Annotated in this window: 17 protein-coding genes; 6 read left to right on the forward strand and 11 right to left on the reverse strand. The window is 44.6% G+C overall.

Translation table 11 applies throughout. From position 1 onward, the window contains the following. The 4 genes from MO387_RS10060 to MO387_RS10075 all read right to left on the reverse strand — a co-directional run. Positions 1-84: valyl-tRNA synthetase (locus MO387_RS10060; RefSeq protein WP_242326061.1), on the reverse strand; the 84-nt coding region annotated here is incomplete at its 3' end. Positions 85-827: 743 nt separating this feature from the next. Further along, positions 828-1,037, reverse strand: a complete 210-nt coding sequence (locus MO387_RS10065; protein ID WP_006081219.1) for a cold-shock protein — start codon at positions 1,035-1,037, stop codon at positions 828-830. A 307-nt stretch (positions 1,038-1,344) separates the two neighbouring features. Further along, complete coding sequence (rlmA, locus tag MO387_RS10070; RefSeq protein ID WP_107947096.1) at positions 1,345-2,160, reverse strand: 23S rRNA (guanine(745)-N(1))-methyltransferase; 816 nt, start codon at positions 2,158-2,160, stop codon at positions 1,345-1,347. 40 nt (positions 2,161-2,200) lie between these two features. After that, positions 2,201-3,049 (reverse strand): hypothetical protein, encoded by an 849-nt coding sequence (locus MO387_RS10075; protein WP_107947095.1) that lies wholly within the window; start codon positions 3,047-3,049, stop codon positions 2,201-2,203. 176 nt (positions 3,050-3,225) lie between these two features. On the opposite strand from MO387_RS10075, the gene sbcB reads away from it, so the two are divergent. Both sbcB and cdd read left to right on the forward strand, forming a co-directional pair. Then, a complete protein-coding gene (sbcB, locus tag MO387_RS10080) occupies positions 3,226-4,638 on the forward strand; it encodes an exodeoxyribonuclease I (protein WP_107947094.1) in 1,413 nt (470 codons plus the stop codon). A 211-nt stretch (positions 4,639-4,849) separates the two neighbouring features. Beyond that, the gene (cdd, locus tag MO387_RS10085; protein ID WP_107947093.1) at positions 4,850-5,740 is read left to right on the forward strand and encodes a cytidine deaminase; all 891 of its coding nucleotides are present in this window, start codon (positions 4,850-4,852) and stop codon (positions 5,738-5,740) included. 125 nt (positions 5,741-5,865) lie between these two features. Here the strand turns inward: cdd and MO387_RS10090 are convergent, their stop codons facing one another. The 3 genes from MO387_RS10090 to MO387_RS10100 form a co-directional block, all read right to left on the reverse strand. Next, complete coding sequence (locus MO387_RS10090) at positions 5,866-6,099, reverse strand: DUF1289 domain-containing protein (protein WP_107947092.1); 234 nt, start codon at positions 6,097-6,099, stop codon at positions 5,866-5,868. Beyond that, entirely contained in the window at positions 6,074-6,424 is a 351-nt protein-coding gene (locus MO387_RS10095) for a VOC family protein (RefSeq protein ID WP_105252887.1), read from the reverse strand. The genes MO387_RS10090 and MO387_RS10095 overlap by 26 nt, the downstream gene beginning before the upstream one ends. A 102-nt stretch (positions 6,425-6,526) precedes the next feature. After that, positions 6,527-7,231 (reverse strand): DUF445 domain-containing protein, encoded by a 705-nt coding sequence (locus MO387_RS10100; protein ID WP_105253144.1) that lies wholly within the window; start codon positions 7,229-7,231, stop codon positions 6,527-6,529. Between the two features lie 468 nt (positions 7,232-7,699). Between MO387_RS10100 and MO387_RS10105 the strand changes: the two genes are divergently transcribed. From MO387_RS10105 to MO387_RS10115, 3 genes are all read left to right on the forward strand, one after another. Then, a complete protein-coding gene (locus MO387_RS10105; RefSeq protein ID WP_006087440.1) occupies positions 7,700-8,080 on the forward strand; it encodes a VOC family protein in 381 nt (126 codons plus the stop codon). A gap of 250 nt (positions 8,081-8,330) precedes the next feature. Next, entirely contained in the window at positions 8,331-11,633 is a 3,303-nt protein-coding gene (locus tag MO387_RS10110) for a DUF748 domain-containing protein (protein ID WP_107947091.1), read from the forward strand. 349 nt (positions 11,634-11,982) lie between these two features. After that, on the forward strand, positions 11,983-12,339 hold the full coding sequence (locus MO387_RS10115; protein ID WP_107947090.1) for a glutathione S-transferase N-terminal domain-containing protein: 357 nt from the start codon (positions 11,983-11,985) through the stop codon (positions 12,337-12,339). 182 nt (positions 12,340-12,521) lie between these two features. Here MO387_RS10115 and MO387_RS10120 read toward each other — a convergent pair whose 3' ends face one another. Then, a complete protein-coding gene (locus MO387_RS10120; RefSeq protein WP_107947089.1) occupies positions 12,522-13,211 on the reverse strand; it encodes an energy-coupling factor ABC transporter permease in 690 nt (229 codons plus the stop codon). 132 nt (positions 13,212-13,343) lie between these two features. On the opposite strand from MO387_RS10120, the gene MO387_RS10125 reads away from it, so the two are divergent. Continuing rightward, positions 13,344-13,805: a hypothetical protein gene (locus MO387_RS10125; protein WP_011846514.1), complete on the forward strand. Its 462-nt coding sequence runs from the start codon at positions 13,344-13,346 to the stop codon at positions 13,803-13,805. Between the two features lie 164 nt (positions 13,806-13,969). Here the strand turns inward: MO387_RS10125 and MO387_RS10130 are convergent, their stop codons facing one another. The 3 genes from MO387_RS10130 to msbA are packed head-to-tail and all read right to left on the reverse strand — an operon-like array spanning position 13,970 to position 16,964. Further along, the gene (locus MO387_RS10130) at positions 13,970-14,149 is read right to left on the reverse strand and encodes a Trm112 family protein (protein WP_006081200.1); all 180 of its coding nucleotides are present in this window, start codon (positions 14,147-14,149) and stop codon (positions 13,970-13,972) included. Then, positions 14,136-15,155: a tetraacyldisaccharide 4'-kinase gene (gene lpxK / locus MO387_RS10135; RefSeq protein WP_107947088.1), complete on the reverse strand. Its 1,020-nt coding sequence runs from the start codon at positions 15,153-15,155 to the stop codon at positions 14,136-14,138. Before lpxK ends, MO387_RS10130 begins: the two co-directional genes overlap by 14 nt. Next, on the reverse strand, positions 15,156-16,964 hold the full coding sequence (gene msbA, locus MO387_RS10140) for a lipid A export permease/ATP-binding protein MsbA (RefSeq protein WP_107947087.1): 1,809 nt from the start codon (positions 16,962-16,964) through the stop codon (positions 15,156-15,158). Positions 16,965-16,990: the final 26 nt, after the last annotated feature.

Below are 16,990 nucleotides of genomic sequence, written 5' to 3' on the forward strand. Positions count from 1 at the left end.
AACACGCTCTACAACGCGTAATTTAAAGGCTAAGGTGTAATCTCGTTGTGTGCGCTTACGGCTTGAGTTAATTGATGTTGTCATAAAGAAGTCCTCTTTATGTCAACGTATTTCAGGACGGGACAAAGAAATACAAAAAGCCTGAATAGCAATATTCAGGCTTTTTTATCGACTCAACGCCAATCAATGAATGGCGTTGAGTCATATCAATCTATAATCCATCCCACACGATTTTAGCAGTAATTATCTGAATTCTGGTTTAGCCATGGCGAGAGTTGTAGTTAGGCATGTTACCAATGAACACAGTGCTGCATAAGCAGACTTCAAAGCGTTAATAGTGCCCTGCTGCTTCTGATCCTCCAGATTCATACAACAAAAAAGTGATGGGATGCACACGCTGTCGGCCTAGAGAGTTAAGTTACGCTATGGCTAAATACTGTGTTGAGAGGTAAAAACCTTTAATATCACTGAAGCAAAAACATGGTGGATGAATCGAGGAAGCTTTATTGAAGATTAACTCTCGAAAATGAGGTGTTTTGGAGATGAAGAGGAAATCTGGAAGCGGGAACTAGCAGTTAAATTAATACGGTAGGCTAAGAAAACGGTTGAGCAACTTAAGCTCATGCATCTAGCGACTATATATTTTACTTTCTTACTTTCTTACTTTCTTACTTTCTTACTTTCTTACTTTCTTAGAAGACTACCCACTCTAGAAGAGCATCTAACTTAAAAGGATATTTTAAATTTCACACAAATAAAAAGAGCCATGGAATAAACCATAGCCCTTTAATCCATTGCTATCAGCTCTAGGCTAACAGCACCGAAAATTAACCAACGATAGTTACGTTTTCAGCTTGTGGACCTTTTTGACCTTGAGTCACAGTGAAAGACACTTTTTGGCCTTCATCAAGAGTTTTGAAACCGTCAGAGTTGATCGCACGGAAGTGTACGAATACATCTGGACCAGATTCTTGCTCAATGAATCCGAAACCTTTGTCAGAGTTGAACCACTTAACAACACCAGTAACTTGAGACATAATATAAATCCTGTAAATAAAAAATTAAAGCCTTAACGGCGGGTGGAGCTGGAAAATGCCGGTATTACTTATGTTTACAGGACGAACTGGTCGTATTGAACACATAAATATAAGCCCAACCTTCAAGCTGATAAGACTATAAACCATTCTAAAGATAAGTCAACACACTGCGACACTTTGGATTATTTATTTTGCCTAAATCTACTTTACGGTTTTGCAACCGGCTAGCAGAACACTAGGTTCATGCTGTTTAGCAAGTACAGTTAAGCATTTTAAATAATTTATTTCAATAGCTTAATCTTATCGCTTACTTTGAAATCCGATGCACCTCAATTTGGAAATCCAATTCACAGTTCAGTCCTTGCAACGCAAATGCTTGCTTTTGGGCATGAGTAAACTTCCAAGCATAGGGCGTCATTTCTAAAAAATGAGCGATATGTTCACTGTTTGCCAGCTCTAACTGGGAGATTAAGCGCTCCTGATGCAGACACTCAAATCCAGCAATATGCGCTGTGGAAACGGGGTGTAATCTTGGCTCAGCATAAATTTGTTGTTTCAACGCAAAGTGGTGTAAAGGTCCCGGAGAAACCGTTATCAGTAAGCCTCCATCAGCCATAATCCGTTGTAACTCTTCTACTTTTGAAGGGGCATAAATACGAATGGCAAGATCGACACTTTGGGATGCGATTGGCATTTCATAGGCACTTGCGACACAAAATTGCAACTTAGGGTAACGTTTAGCTGCATATTTAATTGCAGACTTAGAAATATCTATACCTTGTAAATTGCAATCATGGTGCTGGCTCAACACATGGAATAAACGTTGACTGTAGTACCCTTCCCCACAGCCTATATCGAGGATTTGTTTTGCTTCGGCATCAAACTCAAGTGCGAGCTCATTCACTCTATCACTCAAACCTTGATAGTAACCCGCGTTTAAAAATTCACGCCGAGCAAACATCATCTGTTTATTATCACCAGGATCTTTTGAGTTTTTCTTCTGTACAGGCAATAAGTTGACATAGCCTTCTTTGGCCATATCAAACTTATGTTGCTGTGAACAACCCCAAGTTCGCTCCGTTAACGTCAGTGGGGCGGCACACAGGGGACATAAATAATGCATAATGGACTCTTATCATTTAGCTAAATTTGGGTAAAAAAGTTTACGTTTCGTCTTCCATTAATCGGTCTACCATCAGGATCAATTCCGGTGAAGCAAGTAATTCATAACACTCTAATTTTCTTAATAGCTTATCAGTGTTATCGACATCATTAGCAGCGCGACTGTAGTTTGGTCGCTCAAACATATGGGTATAGGTTCTAAATAACCATTGTTGTTTCTGCAGTAGCAAGGGATCGATCCTTAATACTTCATCAGTAAGGCTGGCGTGACATTGACCAAGCTCCCCGCGCATAAACGCCTGCAATTCTAATCTAACCTGCTCGATTTCGGTCATGTAAATTGCAAGAGATTCAGATGATGCGGCATAGTCGTAGTGCCTTGCTAACAGAGCTTTAGCAACCATTAACGCTTTGGGCTCGTGCAAAACCCGCAAATCCGCTTCTAAGGGTACTAACTCAAACTTTGAATTGGCTTGTAAGGCAAAAGTTAAGTAACTATCTGCACCTATTAAGTCATTATCTGCACCTAAATGACGAGTCGTGTCTAAGGTAAAAGATACACCTCGCCTCAATTCAGCCGCACAAAATTTCGCAGCTGTTCCCATCCGTGTATAAAGCCTAAAACCTTGCCCAATGCTGCGGGTTATTGGTGTATTGAAAGCCTGAGGGCTTTGCGGTAACGATTCGACCTTAAGACCCATAAACGGCTGGAAGCGGATGACTATATTTTGCTGAATTCCGGCTTCAGCTATGACGATAATCTCTAGTAAAGGGGCATTGATCGCCTGTGACACAATAAAATCACTCACATCGTCGGGTAGCCGTAATGTGAGTATTGATGCCTTTTCAATATCAAGCACCATAGGTTCATTTAGAAATTGATGATACATAAGACATTATTCCCCTATTCAGCCGCGATTGTACCGTCGAATCTTAATGAAGGTCACCTATTAAGCCGTTATCTTTTCAAGATAATGGCTTAATCACCTTAGTGGTGTAAATGTTCATTCGGGGAATTTCGGTGTTAAGATGTTATTATTCGACAAACTGTCATTGAATTTAATTTATGTCTAATCATTCTCAGCCAAGCATATTTTGGCACGACTACGAAACATTTGGAGCGAACCCAGCGAAAGACAGACCCTCGCAATTTGCTGGTATTCGCACGGATTTAGATCTCAATATCATCGGCGAGCCTGAGACATTCTATTGTAAGCTAGCCACTGATTATTTGCCGTCTCCGGAAGCAATATTAATCACAGGGATCACTCCACAGTTAGCTAATTTAAAAGGCATCCCTGAAACTGAGTTTATGGGACGAATTCAAGCGCTATTTTGCCAACCAAACACTTGTGTTGCAGGTTATAACTCACTGCGTTTTGACGATGAAGTGACCCGTTATGGCTTTTATCGGAACTTTATCGATCCTTATGCCCGTGAATGGCAAAATGGCAACTCTCGTTGGGATATCATTGATTTAGTGCGCGCTTGTTACGCATTTAGGCCCGAAGGCATTAACTGGCCGACAAAGGAAGATGGCTCTCCGAGTTTTAAGCTAGAACATCTTACCCAAGCGAATGGTTTAAGCCATGAGAAAGCCCATGATGCTATGTCTGATGTGTATGCGACCATCGCTATGGCAAAACTCATTCGCGAGAAACAGCCTAAGTTATATCAGTACTATTTTGACCTGCGCCGTAAGCAAGCGGTTAGCGATCAAATCGATGTGCTCAATATGCAGCCTTTGGTCCATGTGAGCTCTAAAATTAGTGCGCGCAATGGTTGTGCAACGTTGATCTCACCCGTAGCGCACCATCCTACTAACAAAAATGCCGTTATTTGCGTTAATTTAGCCATGGATTTAACGCCGCTATTCGAGCTAGATGTCGAGCAAATTAAAACGCGCATGTATACGTCAAGGGCTGATCTTGCCGAAGATGAATTACCTATCGCAGTAAAACAAATTCATCTTAATAAGTGCCCTTTTATCACCTCGGCAAAAATCCTCAGTGATGAGCATGCCGCTCGTTTAGGCATAGATAAAGAATTTGCCAGAGAGCAGTATAAACGCCTAAAACGTCACCCAGAATTACGCGAAAAACTGGCGCTATTATTTGAGCACGATGACAGCAGAGTAACCACAGATCCCGATTTGATGCTGTATTCTGGTGGGTTCTTTAGCCAAGCTGATAAAGCAAAAATGGAAATCATCCGTCATACCCTACCGCAAAATCTAGCGGCGTTAGATTTGCAGTTTGATGATCCACGTATTCCTGAGATGCTGTTTCGTTACCGCGCCCGTAATTACCCTGAACTACTCGATGATACAGAGTCGCAGCGCTGGCGTGAATTCTGTCAAAGTCGCTTAGCCGATCAAGACTACGTACTTAAATTAGAAAATTTGCTACAAGAAACACAAGCGGATGAGACTAAGCAAAAGCTACTTGCTGCCCTTTGTCATTATTTGCGTGAACTTTAAGTTGTGTAAATTCAAGCTTAAGTCTTTTGTTTTATAGTCTTAAGCTTATTTGTGTGCACCAATAGACTCACTCTATACGTGAGTAACATAAGTTTATCACTCTCGATAGCACTGACATTGACAGCGTATAAACGCGAGCTAACTCGCATTTATGCTGTAACAAAATTACTAGAATGTTCTTCCATGAACTTAACAAATAAGGAATAGGGAAATGCAAGATAGATTCATTCGTAGCATAACCCAACTGCCAACGCCGTTAGCCGATGCACTTATCCCAATGTTGCACCAGAATTTTGCTGGACACATTGATGCGCAGCAACTTGCTACGCTAACAAGTGCAAGCAAAATGACCGAAGCAGAAGTGTTATTAGCATTACTGCCGATAGCAGCGGCATTGGCCAAACCGCCTATCAGTGAGTTTTATGTCGGCGCGATAGCCAAAGGTAAAAGTGGCGATATCTACATGGGTGCCAACTTAGAATTACCCGGTGAAGCGCTATTTCATTCTGTTCATGCAGAACAAAGCGCTATCAGCCACGCATGGCTCAGGGGTGAAAGCCAAATTGTTGATATCATAGTTAATGCCAGTCCTTGCGGTCATTGTCGTCAGTTTATGAATGAACTGGTTGAAGGGAGCAAGATCAGCATTCATCTACCCGCACAGGAAAGCCATCCTCTGGCCTATTATTTACCCTATGCTTTTGGGCCAAAAGACTTAAATGTCACTTCGCCCTTAATGGCCAAGCAACAAACTGAATTTGCACTAGACAGTGCCGATCCTATGATCATCGAAGGTTTAGATCATGCAGGTTTAAGTTACGCGCCTTACACTCAGAGTTTTGCTGCCGTAGTTTTAGAAACACGCGATGGCGCAACCTATTGCGGTCGCTACGCAGAAAATGCGGCATTCAATCCCTCTATGCTACCGATGCAGATGGCCTTATCAAATCTGGCGCGCCACAATCGTGAGTTTAGCGATATCAGCCGTGCGGTTTTAATTGAGTCATCTCAAGGAAAAATCAGCTTAGTGGGCGCGACTATGGATGCGCTCCATACCGTTGCCGCCATCGAACTTGAGCACATAGTGGTAGATCCAGTGTAACGTCTGCTTCAAGATGCCAAGGTGCTTCAAAATGCCAACGGCGAAATACGTTAATGCGTATTTCGCCGTTCGATTATCCACTTAAAGCTTAAAAATTAATTATCGTAGGTAATTCTGACGGCTAGTCATACTCCATCCTGTCTTCTACTAATCACGTCATTGAACTTAGCCAGATACTCCCCCTTACGCTCCTCCATCCTGATAAAACAAGCTTGCCGCTCCACTTCCGACATAACGCGCCATGCTAAAATTTCATCAAGATGCCTGAAACAACCTAAACAAATATCTTGCTGATCTAAACAACAATTTCGAATACAAGGAGTGACATTAGGATCATTCTGACCAGACGGCATATTCATTGCCACAAGGTTCAACAAAATGGAATCGACGGCCACCGGGAAAACTAAAGATATCAGCTGTGATAATGCCACCAGCAGTTACGACAGCCGTCAGAGTCAATTCTAAGTTCTGGCTGTAGATCACAATCAGCGGGCAACCTTTTGCGAGGGTGAAATTCACGTCGGCTTGATAGAATCCCCCAGTAATGCCGACATCCATAAAGCAACTGTATTCAGGGCCATAATCGACATAGGTCCATCCAAAAACCTGGCTAAAAAAGGCCTTAGAACTCGCAATGTCGCGACTTGGGATTTCCAAATAATTGATACTGTGGTGACGGTTCATAGACTTCCTTGCTATTTAATCAGGGCACAAAATGATGAACATAAAATGCGTAAGTAAAAATGGGAGCCAAAGCTCCCATTCTATTCGCGGCTTTAACTCAGGTTAACCTTGGATTAAAGCTGCGGCAAGTCCAATCAGACCGCCAAACACGCCGCCCCAAATCACTAACCAACCTAAGTGCGTTTGGATCATGTCCTGAACGATTTGTTTCACCATTTGTGGTGTTAACTCGTTTAATCTTTGTTCCACTATGTTAGCAATTTTAGTTTGCAGATCGGCCATCACATTTGGCTGTTCAATTTCTTGTTTCAGCAACTCGTGAAATGCATCGCTTTGTGCCATTTCAACTAAAGAAGCTTTCATCTTTACAATAAACGGCTCTTTTAACGGCAATAAGGCATCTGTGCCACCAAACATAGACAACATGCCGCCAAAGGAAGATTGGGCGACTGTGCTAATTAACGCATCAAAAGAAGGCGCTAAATCAACCTTTTCAATCACTGGCGCCAAGTCTATTTTACTCAGCCCTTCTTTTTCAGACAGGAATCGGTCGATATTTTCAGTGGTAAAAAACTGTTTCATCATCAAATGAGCAATACCTGCCTTAAACTCTTCAAAACGAGAAGGCACAACTCCCGAACCATAGAGTCCGGGGACTTTCTCAAACAACATATAAACTGCAACCCAGTTGGTAATCGCACCCGATAAAGCAAATAATCCGACATTCAGGACAATTGCCGAATTCATCAGGTAACCCACAACGACCAAAGCAGCCGCCAATAAATTCGTCACTAAACTCTTATTCAATCTCGTATCCCCTAAGGTGGCATCGATAAGATGCAAAACTCGCCTATATTAACAAGTTAACGGGAGTCAGGTCTAACACTCAAACCACAGTAAACAAACCCGTTTTAAAATCTGTTTTCAGTGCTAAGTCTTGGCGCGACAAGCTGCATCCAGCTCATAGCTAAAGCCGCAACGTCACAGAGCCGCTAACGGCCGATAGTTCTATGCAAAATAAGTGAATCCCATTGTAGAACATTAAGTTAATTTAATGCTCACCAAGCTCAAAAATGCAGAAATTTTAATTTACTGCCTGTGAATTATCAACTGGCCTCAACTACACTCAATTTGGGTTAGAAACCCGAAATAGGGTTTCTAACATACAAACTCAGAATTCAGGGCTTAAACACAAGCCTTAAATACGGGCCTTAAACACAACCACTGAACATCGGCTCAAATACAAATTAACCACAATAAATTAGGGATGCGCTTATGGAATCGGCTTTTAATACTGCAGGGGCGTTAAGTTGGCATGAACTCACAACCAATAATACCGAAGAGGCCATGCGCTTCTATGCTGAAATTTTTGGCTGGCATTTTAAAACCGTCAAAATGCCCCACGGTCACTATCACATTATTGAAAACGAGGGGATCAGCATTGGCGGAATTACCGACAGTTTAATCCCCACCCTTCCCTCACATTGGACTGGCTATATTACCGTTAACGATGTGGATCAAGTGGCTATCAGTGCCAAAAAACTCGGCGGTGACATTCTGTTTGGCCCTGAAGACATTCCAGAGGTGGGCCGTTTTTGTTGGATAAAAGACCCACAGGGCGCCATTATTGCGGCCATTAGCTATTTAAAACGCTGATGTAAAAACTGACCTAAACATGATGAGTGACTACTCAAGGATACGCCACAGGTTGATACAGATGTAGCTATCAATGTAGGAGATTGGTTGTCATTCAGCAACGACTGGGTTCGGAATAGGTTGTCGTCGGGTAATGCCAAGATTTCATTGATAAAATATAAATAATGTCTGGAAACATTAGCGTTAATCGCTAGAATGTTCGCACTTATGGCAGTTTTTCCCTGTCTTATGCATTGGAGCCTTAATATTAATGCTGACCCAGCTATCGCAATTCAAACACACTTTTTTTGCTCTCCCAAGGTACCTGCGTGTGCTTGCTTACCTCACCGCCGTCTACCTTAGCTATGTCTGCACATTAGGCTTAATCCTGCCCTATGCGATAACCACTCTGGCACCCGAAAAACTCTCTGCTTTACTCGGCCGTCCCGTCACCCTCGGGGATATCCGCATCAATCCCTTTAATTTCAAAGTCGAAATCGACCAACTAGCCATTAAAGAAAAAGACGAAAAACCGTTTGCAGGCTTGGCGCAAGTCAAATTTGAAGTGAACTTTTGGCAATCTGTTTTTAATCGCGCCGCCGTTATCGAAAACATACACATACAAGCGCCCTACGCACACATCATCCGCGTGGAGAGAAAAGGCAAAGCTGGATTCAACTTCGACGATATTCTGCAGACCTTGAACGAGCATTCATCCGCGAGCACAGAAACAACACCCGCAGAAGCCAGCGCCCCTGTTCGTGTCCTGCTCAGCCAATTTGTATTAGATGCAGGGCAATTTAACTTCGATGACAAAATTACCCATGCTCAAGTTAATTATCCCAATATCAATTTAAAACTCAGTCAGCTCGATACTGAATATTTGATGTCGGCATTGTCGGCCTCAGTAGCACCAGCCACAAAAGCAAATAAAGCTGAAGCCAACCCGACACCAAACGCCCAATCAGCCTCTGACACTGGCTCTGGCTCTGGCTCCCAAGTTATGCCAATTAAGCACAATCACTATGCGATACAACTCAGTGATGATCATGCTGGTGAAATCAGTTTGCAGGGGCAATTCCAACTGTTCCCAATAAAAGTTGCGGGTGACGTCCACATCGCCAAACTGAAACTGACACCCCTGTGGCGATTTATCGACGATCAATTTAAGCCTGCACTTACCGATGGCGAGATCAGTGCCAAGACTCAGTATCAAGTGGATCTTGCCGAGAATGGCGAGCTACAAATCACCAGTAACAATGGCCAGTTTATTGTTGAAAAACTGAACTTTAACGACCAAGAGCGCTCAGTGGTCAAGCTGCCAATCTTTGCCCTCGACGGTATTTCGATGGATCTAAAGCAACAGCAAGTGCATATCAATAAGCTTCACAGTGATGGCCTCACTGTAAACGCCATTTTGAATCAAGATGGACTCGATCTCGCGAGCTTGTTCATGCCTAAATCCGCCAGTGCGTCTACAAGTGCAGCGTCGCCAGTTGCTAATTCCATAGATGCTAAGCCGATAGATGCTAAGTCGATAGAAACTAAAACGGCAGATGCTAAGCCACTAGAGGCCAAAAATGTTGAGAGCGTACAAGTCGCGCAAGAGGAAGAAAAGCCTCTACAGCCAATCAAGCAAGCGCCAGTAACGGCGTCAACAGACACTTGGTTCGTGCAACTCGATGCGCTCAATATTGAAAACTACGATCTTAATCTGTCGGAGCAAAAGTTAACTGAGACACCGCAGCAATGGCGTGTGTATCCGCTTAACTTTTCAACAAAAACTATCACCAGCACCTTGGCCGAGCCGATTGATTATGCGCTGCAACTCAGCATTAATGACAAAGGTACTTTAAGCTCTCAAGGCCAGGTCGATGTGACAGGCGAAGCGATAGATGCCGATATTCAACTCGATAAGCTCGCGTTAATCCAGTTCCAACCGTATCTCGCGCCCTACGTGAATATCCAGCTCAAGAGTGGTTTATTAAGCTCTGCAGGCAAGCTCACGGCTGATGCCAAGGGCAAAGCCATTTACGGCGGCAGTGTTGAGCTCGATGATTTAGCCATTCATGACAAATTGCGTAATGCCCCGCTGGTCAAATGGCAAAAGATGAATATCAATCAGCTGGATTTTGACCAACAAAAAAATCAAATAAAAATCGATCACTTAGCCTTTAATCAACCCTACGCCAAAGTGGTGATCGCTAAAGATAGAAGCACTAATATCAGCGACCTTATCGTCGAAGCGCCTATTGCAGCTTCAGTAACGAATAGTGCGACAACGAACAGCGCGCCCCCTGCTAAGCAAACCGCAACCGAGCCGCAAATGGCGAGCAAGTCAGCAACGCCTGAGCTGAGCCTCGATATTCAAAAAATTAGCTTTAGCCAAGGCTCGGCTTACTTTGCCGATAACTCACTGACCCCGAATTTTGCTTCGGGAATTGAGCTGCTTGAAGGCAATATCACTCACCTGTCATCCACACCAGGCACTAAAGCCTCGGTCGATATCAAAGGTAAGATTGACAAGTACGCGCCTGTGACCCTAAAAGGCGATATTAACCCTTTGTTAGATATGCCATATTTAGATCTCGATTTAGTCTTCAAGAGTGTTGAGCTAACGTCAGTCAATCCTTACTCAGGCACCTATGCGGGTTACTACATAGATAAGGGACAGTTATCACTGTCGCTGAACTACAAACTCGATCAGAACAAGCTCAAGGGCAATAACCATCTAGTCATAGATCAACTGAAACTCGGTAAACCCAGCAATAGTGACCTTGCCACTAGCTTACCTATCACGCTCGCCATTGCGCTGCTACAGGACCGTAACGGCGTGATTGATTTAGGCATGGAAGTCTCAGGCGATTTAGACTCACCCAGCTTTAGTGTCGGCAGCATCATAATGACGGCGATTACCAATGTGATCACTAAAGCCGTCACTGCGCCCTTCACTTTCTTAGCGGGGCTGATAGGTTCAGACGAAAGTTTAGACAAAATCAGCTTTGCCGCTGGTCAATTCAGCCTAAGTGAAGATGAGCAGAAAAGTTTAGACAAACTCGCCAGCGCCTTACTCGACAGACCTATGCTCAAGCTCAGCGTTGAAGGGGAAGTCGATGCCATCAATGACAGCCAAGCCATTGCTGAGCGCATCATGAAGCGTAAATTGGCTAAGTTAGCCAATATCGAGTTCAGTGCGTTACCTGATGATTTAAGTCCAAGCCAATTTCCGACCCAAGGGCCGCTCGCCGATGCGTTAGTGAAGCTCTATGAGCAGGAAGTTAAAGCCGATCCGGCACTAATAAAAGACACAGTGATCGCAGAGGCCAAAGACGCGCAGCTTTCCGATGACGAAATCACCACCCGCTGGCATATCGCTTTATATAATCTGTCGGTAAAAGCGCAGAATGTTAACGATGGCATGTTGGGTAATTTGGCCCAAGAAAGAGCAAAAGCCGTCAAAGCTTACCTTGTAGACGTGAAAGAGATTGCCCCAGAGCGGATCTTCTTGCTCGAAAGCCGAGTGAGTTTGACCCAGAATGTGGCCCAAGTGAGCCTTACCATAGATGCGCAATAACTCAAGCAATGGGTTAATGTTGCTGTGTTTACGATAAAAGAAGCCCGCTAAAGCTCAGCTTTAACGGGCTTCTTTCTTATGCTAAAGAGCATGCCTAAATGTATAGCTAAGCGCATATCTAATTGTTACCGCTAAGCGAAAACGCTGTCCTTGTCGCCAAAGAATCTTCTACCTGTTAATCCACACTAAAATGTTGGCCGCGCTTTGTACCATAGGTTACACTCTGCGGCCTTTATGTAACTGGGATCGCAAGCTCGAATCGCTAAATCTCAGTTTCGTCGCACATTTGCGACGGCGCCATTGACACACGAATCACTTTTCAACACACATTATCATTGAGGTCACTGACATGTTTATCATTCGCTGGATTTTAGGCAGGATCATTCTGTTTTTAAACTTCGTATTTAGCCCTAAAAAGCGCCAACGTCCACTGGCAGAGCAACAACAGATTGATACTCAAACTCAAGCATTGGCCCTGTATCAGTATCCAGCTTGCCCATTTTGCGTAAAAGTCCGCCGTGCAATGCGCCGTCAGGGACTCAATATAGTGACCCTCGACGCTAAAAAAGCGCCACACAAAGATGAGCTCGTCGCCCAAGGTGGCAAACAGCAAGTGCCTTGTCTGCGCATTGAAGAAAACGGCCAAGTACAGTGGTTGTATGAATCTAAAGAAATCATTAACTACTTAGACCAACGCTTCGCCTAAATCGCGGTGCAACAGTCTGTGTAAATCTCCAAATAAGTGCGCCCAGTACCTTTTTAATGAACTGTTCAATCGACTTTTCAATGGACTTCCCAATGAACTTTACAATGGGTTTTCCGTTGAAATATCGAGGTTTCGGGCGCAGTTCTTTTATTAGGTTGTTTTATCGCATTCTTTTATCACATCTACTTACGCCACAAATATTCTCGGTCGGAATAATCAAATAACCACTGGGGTTGATACACCACCAATAGCGTTACCGCCATGCCATTAAGCAATGCCTCGGGGAACGCCAGCAAAGGGATTAGCATCAAGTAGTCATCCACTAACACATTCCAATCGTAATCCGCTGCAGACCACAACCACATCGCCCAACTCAATTGATGAAACACAGTTGAAAGACCCGCATTGATAAAACCGCCGACGAAGATAAACACGAAAATGTGTTTAGGAAATAAATGGTAACTCCGACTGTATAAAACAAAACACAGGAACAGCGGCACAGCCATAGCGAACAGACTAAAAGCCCCAAAATCAGCGGGCTGTTTTAGTACAAAAAGACTAAAAAAAGCGCTGGGCAACAGTAATGCCACAGTCGCAAGACGCCAACCGAACATCAGCATACAGGTCACTATCCCTAGAAAATGCAGATGCAACCCAGTTTGAATACTGGCATTTAACGACCACAGCGAATTGACGCCCACCAGCGTCAGTAACAAGCGTAACTGCAGGTTTTTATCCCGTCGGATCTGCGCTAACTCGTCTTTAGGCCATATTGCATAAAGCCATAACGCCAAGAGCATAAGGCATATGCCTTGAGTCAGGCTCATATCCCACTCGATTTGCGCCCATTTATTCGACCAAAACGCCAACATTAATCGCCCATCCTTAATCCATTGCGCCAATAGAGTCATACTCAGTCCATGAAGATGCCATAAATCCATGAACTTTAGGGCCATATTAAGGTATTCTGCTGTCAGTTAATAACCTAAGAGTTAAATTTGATTATGCCGCTTCGATACCTCAGCCTTGCCATCTTAAGTTGTTTCTCGCTCATCGCCTGTAGCAGTGCCCCCATAGATCCTAGTGAACTTGCTGGGAAATTGCGGGATAAGTTAACCACAGACATTAAAGCCGATGGCCTTAAACTCTTCAGCTACACAGCGCGGCTGGTCGATGATAAATCTAACATGGGTGATGCAGACCGCCCTTTCCCGCACGATGCCCGCGTACGTAGCATGCAAGATCCTCGTGAACAACGTCGCGCGATGCAAGATCTACAGGACTCATTAGAAGTTTGGGGACGACAAGTCGAATTAGGTTTAACGAAAACCCTTGAAATGACAGGTTATTGCCGCGAAGGTTATATCGAATTGAGTCGGATTATCGAACCCGGGCGAGGCGAAATTCGTGGTGAATGCCAAGAAGGCGCGACCAATGCCGATAAACAGAAATTTGTGAACTATTAGCGAAGGTTTGAGTCACTTAAATTTGCGTGGCTAAGGTCTGAGCATCGAAAAGACGCAAGATTGGATAAGCACTGTTAATCGGCTAAAAATAGCGAAAACAATAATTAGAGAAGCTCAAAAAGGTAAGTATGCGCGTATTGGACAATACGCGCATTCACATCACACTAGACTGATTCAGTCAGTGGCACAGCACGATTTTCTAATAACACAGGGATACCTTCAGTGATCGGATAGGCCAGCTTATCTGCCTTACAAATCAACTGCTGCGTCGTTTTATCGTACTCAAGTTTTCCCTTACACACAGGGCAAGCCACTATATCTAACAATTTTTTATCGAATGCCATGGAAGTTTCCTTGTTTAGCTGCAGCCACCTCGCGAAGACGCGCGAGCAGCTGCTCATCAAATTGTGGGGATAGCTTGGCATTGACCGCCAAATACCACCAGTTCTCTTGTGCAAAATCGCGACATTTAACCGCATCTTTTTCTGTCATCAATAGCGGCAAGTCTTGGGCTAAATCACGTAATTGGGTTTTATCGTAGGGCTGATGATCATCAAAACCCTGGCATAGCGCCAGTTGATAACCTTGAGCGCGCAGCGATTCAAAGAAACGCGCAGGGTTACCAATACCCGCCATCGCAACCAGCGGCTGAGATTTATCGAAACTGTACTCACCTGAGGTCAAATCGCATTTAACGGGTTTCACTTCAGTAGGGGCCAGTTGCATTTCGAACTGCCCTTTTGCTGCTGGGCCACCATTATTGACGATAAAATCCACGGCATCGAGACGCCACGCGCCTTCACGCAGCGGACCTGCCGGTAACAACAAGCCATTGCCTAAACCGCGTTGACCATCAATCACCACCAGCTCGATATCGCGCCCCAGCGCATAGTGCTGCAGTCCATCGTCGCAGATGATAACATCGACACCAAACTCAGCAATAAGCGCATTGGCCGCATCGACGCGTTTAGCGCCAACTACCATAGGCACTTGAGTACGCGCCACTATCATGGCCGGTTCATCACCCACCTCTGCTGCACTCGCCCCTAAATTAACCGTTCTAACACCTTGAATATCAACGCCGTAACCTCGACTGATCACGCCGGGTGTAAACCCATGCTGGCGCAGTAGCTCAATCAGATAAATCACGGTTGGCGTCTTACCGCTGCCGCCGACGGTAATATTACCGACAACGATGACAGGCACAGGCATTGCCGTTTGTGATTTGATCCCGAGGCGAAACAAGGCGCGGCGCACATAAGTGATAACCGCGAATAGCCAAGATAAAGGTAACAAGAGCCATCGCAGTGGATGACCCTGATACCAAATTTTATTCACTAAGGCCTGCATCTAGCTACCGAATTGCATTTGGTACAATTTGGCGTACATGCCATTTAATTCCAATAGTGATTGGTGCGTCCCGCGCTCGACGATACGTCCCTGATCCACCACTAAAATTTGATCGGCACTCTCGATAGTCGACAACCTGTGGGCGATCACTACTGAGGTACGGTTTTGTCTGAGGTTGTCTAAGCCTTTCTGAATCGCTTTTTCTGACTCAGTATCCAGCGCAGAGGTCGCTTCATCGAGGATCAATACAGGCGCATCACGCAACATAGCGCGCGCAATCGCAATCCGCTGTCTTTGGCCACCGGACAATAACACGCCATTTTCCCCTACTTGGGTATCAAGGCCTTGGGGCAACTGGTCAATAAACTCCATCGCATAGGCTAAGGTCGCCGCTTCAATAATCTGCTCACGCGTCGCTTCACCCGGATAGGCGTAGGCGATGTTGTTAGCAATCGTATCGTTGAATAAGGTCACCTGCTGCGATACCAGAGCCACTTGATTACGCAGCGATTTTAGCGAGTAATCGTAAATGCTGACATCATCAAGCAGAATATCGCCGGATTCGAGCCCCGTATAAAAACGTGTCACTAGACTGGCGATAGTCGACTTGCCTGAACCAGAACGGCCGACTAGTGCTAAGGTTTGCCCGGGTTTAACTTCAAAATCAACATCTTCTAGCGCTCGGCGGTCTTGGCTGTCATAGGTAAAACAGACCTTATCGAAACGTAAATGACCCTTAGCGCGCTCAACGGTATAAGTGCCGGTGTCGGATTCTGGCAGCGTATCCAGTAATTCAAACACTGTGGTACAAGCTGCAATACCCCGTTGGAATTCGGCGTTCACTCGGGTTAAGTTTTTAATGGGTTGCAACATGGCCATCATAGCGCCAAGAATTGTCGCGAAGGTACCGGCGGTGAGATCGGCTTTCATGCTGTCTAAACTTGCCGCATAGAGCACAAAGGCCAAGGCGAATGAGCCGATAATCATGATCAACGGCTGGCTAATGGCTTGCGCCACAGCTAACTTCATATTTTGATGGCGGTTTTGATCGTTCACTTTAGCAAAACGGGTGGCTTCAGTTTCTTGTCCACCAAAGGCCAACACGTTTTTATGGCCCTTAATCATTTGCTCAGTCGTGGCACTCACGCCGCCCATGGCGGTTTGAATTTGCTTAGAAACCTTACGGAAACGACGGCTGACCACAGCAATGACCATGCCCATAATCGGCCCGATCACTAAGATACACAGGGATAACTTCCAAGAGTTATAGAACATCAGCGCCAGCATACCAAACACAGTCACACTGTCGCGGACGATAGAAATCAATGCACTTCCCGATGCTCTGGCGATTTGCTCAGTATCGAAGGTGACTTTTGAAATCAAGTTACCGGTATTTTCCTTGTCCATGTAACTGACAGGCAGACTCAGATAATGCTCAAACACTTGCTGACGCATGTCCATGATCAAACGTGCACTCATATATGAAATGCCGTAGGTCGAAACAAAGTTGGCAAAACCGCGCAGTGTAAACATGACGATAACCACAAGCGGCGCCATCATTAGCACATCGTTGTTCGCGTGGAAACCTTCACTGGTTGGCAATGCTATGCCATTGGTGACCGCAGCGGGTGCGCCGCCGGAAAAACCCTTATCGATAAAGGGGCCGATGAAAGCGATAAAGGCGGCATCGACGAGACCATAAATAATTAATCCCGCAACTGAAAGCATAAACATGCCTTTCATCTGTTTTATATAGCCCAGTAATCGTTTGAAAACTGTCCACATTTCGTCTTTAGGAGATGTTGTCATTGATAACACTAAATTATGGCAAAGTA

Origin of the sequence: Shewanella sp. N2AIL (assembly GCF_022690845.1) — a bacterium.
GTDB classification, from domain to species: Bacteria; Pseudomonadota; Gammaproteobacteria; order Enterobacterales; family Shewanellaceae; genus Shewanella; species Shewanella baltica.

Excerpts from the sequence above, each read along its gene's own strand:
- MO387_RS10065 (WP_006081219.1), bottom strand. The coding sequence starts at position 1,037 with ATGTCTCAAGTTACTGGTGTTGTTAAGTGGTTCAACTCTGACAAAGGT.
- rlmA (WP_107947096.1), bottom strand. The coding sequence starts at position 2,160 with ATGCATTATTTATGTCCCCTGTGTGCCGCCCCACTGACGTTAACGGAG.
- MO387_RS10075 (WP_107947095.1), bottom strand. The coding sequence starts at position 3,049 with ATGTATCATCAATTTCTAAATGAACCTATGGTGCTTGATATTGAAAAG.
- sbcB (WP_107947094.1), top strand. The coding sequence starts at position 3,226 with ATGTCTAATCATTCTCAGCCAAGCATATTTTGGCACGACTACGAAACA.
- cdd (WP_107947093.1), top strand. The coding sequence starts at position 4,850 with ATGCAAGATAGATTCATTCGTAGCATAACCCAACTGCCAACGCCGTTA.
- MO387_RS10090 (WP_107947092.1), bottom strand. The coding sequence starts at position 6,099 with ATGAATATGCCGTCTGGTCAGAATGATCCTAATGTCACTCCTTGTATT.
- MO387_RS10095 (WP_105252887.1), bottom strand. The coding sequence starts at position 6,424 with ATGAACCGTCACCACAGTATCAATTATTTGGAAATCCCAAGTCGCGAC.
- MO387_RS10105 (WP_006087440.1), top strand. The coding sequence starts at position 7,700 with ATGGAATCGGCTTTTAATACTGCAGGGGCGTTAAGTTGGCATGAACTC.
- MO387_RS10110 (WP_107947091.1), top strand. The coding sequence starts at position 8,331 with ATGCTGACCCAGCTATCGCAATTCAAACACACTTTTTTTGCTCTCCCA.
- MO387_RS10115 (WP_107947090.1), top strand. The coding sequence starts at position 11,983 with ATGTTTATCATTCGCTGGATTTTAGGCAGGATCATTCTGTTTTTAAAC.
- MO387_RS10120 (WP_107947089.1), bottom strand. The coding sequence starts at position 13,211 with ATGTTGGCGTTTTGGTCGAATAAATGGGCGCAAATCGAGTGGGATATG.
- MO387_RS10125 (WP_011846514.1), top strand. The coding sequence starts at position 13,344 with ATGCCGCTTCGATACCTCAGCCTTGCCATCTTAAGTTGTTTCTCGCTC.
- MO387_RS10130 (WP_006081200.1), bottom strand. The coding sequence starts at position 14,149 with ATGGCATTCGATAAAAAATTGTTAGATATAGTGGCTTGCCCTGTGTGT.
- lpxK (WP_107947088.1), bottom strand. The coding sequence starts at position 15,155 with ATGCAGGCCTTAGTGAATAAAATTTGGTATCAGGGTCATCCACTGCGA.
- msbA (WP_107947087.1), bottom strand. The coding sequence starts at position 16,964 with ATGACAACATCTCCTAAAGACGAAATGTGGACAGTTTTCAAACGATTA.